The sequence below is a fragment of the Actinomyces sp. oral taxon 448 str. F0400 genome, from assembly GCF_000220835.1.
Lineage (GTDB): Bacteria > Actinomycetota > Actinomycetes > Actinomycetales > Actinomycetaceae > Actinomyces.
In genome coordinates this window covers 179847-183468 of record NZ_GL985606.1, presented here as the reverse complement: position 1 = coordinate 183468, position 3622 = coordinate 179847, and the positions used below count along the sequence as shown (strand labels likewise).

The 3622-nt window shown below is 77.6% G+C and carries 3 protein-coding genes; all 3 read right to left on the bottom strand.

What is annotated here, in order from left to right; all coding sequences use genetic code 11:
• Window positions 1-120: 120 nt before the first annotated feature.
• A complete protein-coding gene (gene hemC / locus HMPREF9062_RS00850) occupies window positions 121-1167 on the bottom strand; it encodes a hydroxymethylbilane synthase (protein WP_009409711.1) in 1047 nt (348 codons plus the stop codon).
• On the bottom strand, window positions 1164-2876 hold the full coding sequence (locus HMPREF9062_RS00845; RefSeq protein WP_009409710.1) for a protoporphyrinogen/coproporphyrinogen oxidase: 1713 nt from the start codon (window positions 2874-2876) through the stop codon (window positions 1164-1166). Before HMPREF9062_RS00845 ends, hemC begins: the two co-directional genes overlap by 4 nt.
• Window positions 2873-3622: uroporphyrinogen decarboxylase family protein (locus tag HMPREF9062_RS13345; protein ID WP_009409709.1), on the bottom strand; the 750-nt coding region annotated here is incomplete at its 5' end. The genes HMPREF9062_RS13345 and HMPREF9062_RS00845, both read right to left, overlap by 4 nt.

Here is a 3622-nt window from a genome sequence, read left to right as displayed (position 1 = left end):
CAACCTCCGCCCCCGCTGCGCGCAGCCCCGCGGCCAGGGCGTCCTTGTTCTTGATTCGCGGCAGCAGAACGCGCCGGCCCGCCAGGGGGCCGCCCCCCGCCGGCCCGCCGCCGGCCGCACTCACCGCAGGTCCTTTCTGGACACGGAGCCGGCCCGCAAGTCGGCGACCCGCGTCGCACCCGCTGTGAGCAGGGCCTGGGCGACACGCGTTCCGAGGACCTGCGCCTCGCTCAGGGGCCCCACCGCCGACTCGCGCAGCACGGTGCGCCCGTCGAGCGCGGCCACCACCGCCTCCAGACGCAGGGCGTCGCCGCCCTCCACAGTCAGCCTCGCCAGAGCGCCCACCGGTGCGGCGCACCCCGCCCCCAGACGGGCCAGCACGGCGCGCTCGGCGGTCGCCGCCGCACGGGTGGCGGGATCGTCGAGATCGGCCAGGACCTGCGCCAGCTGCGGATCCTCCCTGTCCAGGCTGTCCCGGGTCTCCACCGCGAGCGCCCCCTGGGCGGCCGCCGGCACCATGACGGGCGCCCCGGTCCGCGAATCCGCCGACAGGATCTCACTGACGTGACCGTCCAGCTCGAGACGCCGCAGACCCGCCAGTGCCAGGACGACGCCGTCCAGGTCCGGTTCGCGCGCCGCCCCCATCGGGCCGTCCTCCCGCACCCCCTTTCCCAGGACCCGCGACAGCCGGGTGGGCACATTGCCGCGCACCGGCACGATCCTAAGGTCGGGGCGCACGGCCAGCAGCTGGGCGGCGCGCCGCGGCGAGCCGGTGCCGATGCGCGCGGTGGGTGCCAGGTCGTCCAGACGGCGTCCGCTGGCGCCGCCCGCGGTGCACAGGGCGTCGCGCGGATCCTCGCGCTGGGGCACCGCGGCGATGCGCAGCCCGGGCACGGGGCCGGTGGGCAGATCCTTGAAGGAGTGGACGGCCAGGTCGCAGTCGCCGTCGATCAGAGCCTCGCGCAGGGCCGCCGCGAAGACGCCGACGCCGCCGAGCCGCGCCAGCGCCGAGGGGTCCACGTCGCCCCGGGTGCGGATCTCGACGATCTTGACAGCCAGATCGAGACCGAGGTCGGCCGCCCGACGGGCGATCAGGTGGGCGACGAGTCCGGCCTGGGTGACGGCCAGCGCCGAGCCGCGCGTCCCGAGTCTGACTGTCCTTGTCACGGTCGCTCCTTGTGATGAGTCGGTGCAGCGGTCACCGGCAGGCTACTCGTGCCGCAGACCGATGCGATGACGGCCTGCCGACGGGCGTCCTCGACGACGGCGGCGATCCCCGTGCCGGCCACCCACGCCCCCGTGAGCGCGAGCCCCGGCAGTTCCGCCACTCGGGAGCGCAGGCGCCGTACGCGCTCGCGGTGCTCGGGGGTCGCCGGCGGCAGCGTTCCGTCCCAGCGCACCAGGGCGGAGTCGATGACATCGGCCGGGTCGATCCGTACCCCGGTCAGTATCCGGGCGTCGGCCAGTGCCAGGTCCAGGTCCACGTCGGGGCGAGGCCTGCCGGGGCGTCCGTAGGACAGGCGCAGCGCGTGGGCGTCCGGGCCGTGCAGGGCGGTCAGGTCGGCCCCGATCCACGGCCACTTCACGCTCAGGTGCGACAGGGCCTTGGCGCCCACCGGGCAATCGGAATCGGCGCCCGCGTCGGCCACCAGCAGGCCCGAGCCCACCGGTGCGCCCGCCAGGGCGGGCGAGCGGACCACCAGGGTGAAGCGGGCGATCGGGGAGCCGACCGGGATCGGCATGGCCGGCTCCTCGATCGCGTCCGCGCCGTCCAGCAGCCGCAGCGCCGCCGGGGCCGAGCAGGCCAGCACGACACGGGGTGCGCGCACGAGGCGGGCGGGACCGACCGGAACCGGTTCGGCCGACGGCGTGGGGCCGGGGCCGGTCGGGGCCAGGGCCGCCTCCCACAGGGGGGCGCCGTCGGACGCATCGTCGGATCCGCTGCTGGCGCCCGAGCGTCCGACCGGCCGCAGCCACTGGGCGCCTGTGCGCGTGAGCACGGCGCCGCCGGCCGCCTCGACGGCCGAGCGCAGCGCGTCGGTCAGCCGCGTCAGCCCGCCGGCGGTCGTCGCGTCCGCCTTGCCGCGGCCCCGCCCCCGCCGTCGTTCCAGGATCCGCCCGATGGCGGCCTGCAGCGAGCCCAGTCGGGCGGTGTCCTCCCGCAGACCCGGGGCGAGGGCGTCGGCGGCGAGTACCGCCGGGTCGCTGGAGTGGATGCCGGCGACGATCGGCCCCGTCAGGCGGTCGAGCACGCCCTCGCCCATGCGCGTGCGCACGAAGGAGGCCAGGTCGGCCGGGTCGTCCGGGCGGGTGCCGACCTCACCCGCCATGTCCGCGTCCCGCGCGGCCCGTTCGGCGGCCCGCCTGCCGATGACGGCGACGACGTCGTCGGCCAGCGGGTGGGCGGGGATCCCGAGGAAGGCGTCGCGGATGAAGCGGTGCAGCCGCCACCCGCGAGAGGGAGCGGCGGTGCTTCGGGCCTCGTCGAGGCGCGGCGGCAGGAAGAGGCGCGCTCCGCCCCCTTTCGGGCTGGCGACCCGCAGGCCGAGCACGTCGACCATCGAGGTGACCGCTCGTCCGCGGACGGCGAATCCCTCCGCCCCCAGGTCCATGCGCACCCCGCCGATCGTGCCCGCGGCGACGAGCCCGCCGGTGTATCCGCGGGCCTCGACCAGCATCGGCCGCAGCCCCGCGCGGGTCAGCTCCCAGGCGGCCGTCAGGCCGGCGATACCGCCTCCGACGACGAGGGCGTCCCAGTGCTCGGGCGGTCCTCCGGCGGCGGGGCGGTCCGGGCGTCCGGGCCGGGCGATCCCGGTGCGCGGCACGGCCGTTCCCGGCCGGGCGGGGGGAGCGGCGTCACGGCTCGTGGGGCTCATGCGGCGGCCTCCCACCCGGCCAGGGCGGTGGCCTCCCAGTCGGCCGAGCCGTGCACGCGGGCCACCAGCCGGGTGAGGACATCCGGGTCCGTGGTCGGCGGCACCCCGTGGCCGAGGTTGACCACGTGCGCCGGGGCGGCGCGCCCGGCCTCCAGGCAGGCGTCGACGGCCGGCGCCAGGACCTCCCACGGCGCGGCCAGGAGCGCCGGGTCCAGATTGCCCTGCACCGGGCAGGGCCCCGGCCCGGCGCCGTCCAGCACGGCGATGGCCTCGGCCAGGTCCGTGCGGTCGTCCACGCCGACGGCGTCGGCCCCCGCCGCGCGCATGTCGGCCAGGAGCCGGGCCGTGCCCGTGCCGAAGTGGATGAGCGGGGCGGGGGCGCCGGTGGTCGGCGAGACGGCCCGCCGGGCGATGCTAAGGGCCAGGGCCGAGTAGGGGGCGACGCGGGCCCGGTAGTCCGCCGGCGAGAGGGACCCGGCCCACGAGTCGAAGAGCTGGGCGGCACTGGCTCCGGCGCGCACCTGGGCGGCGATGAAGTCGCCCGTCAGCCGGGCGCACCAGGTCATGAGCGCATCCCAGGCGCCCGGGTCGGCGTGCATGAGTGTGCGCGCGGCCAGGTGGTCGCGGCTCGCCCGGCCCTCGACGAGGTAGGCGGCCAGGGTGAAGGGGGCCCCGCCGAAGCCGATGAGGGGGGTCCACGACGCCGACCCGCGGGAGGCGGCCAGGCCGGCGAGGGGGCGCTCGCC

Excerpts from the sequence above, each read along its gene's own strand:
- HMPREF9062_RS00845 (WP_009409710.1), bottom strand. The coding sequence starts at position 2,876 with ATGAGCCCCACGAGCCGTGACGCCGCTCCCCCCGCCCGGCCGGGAACG.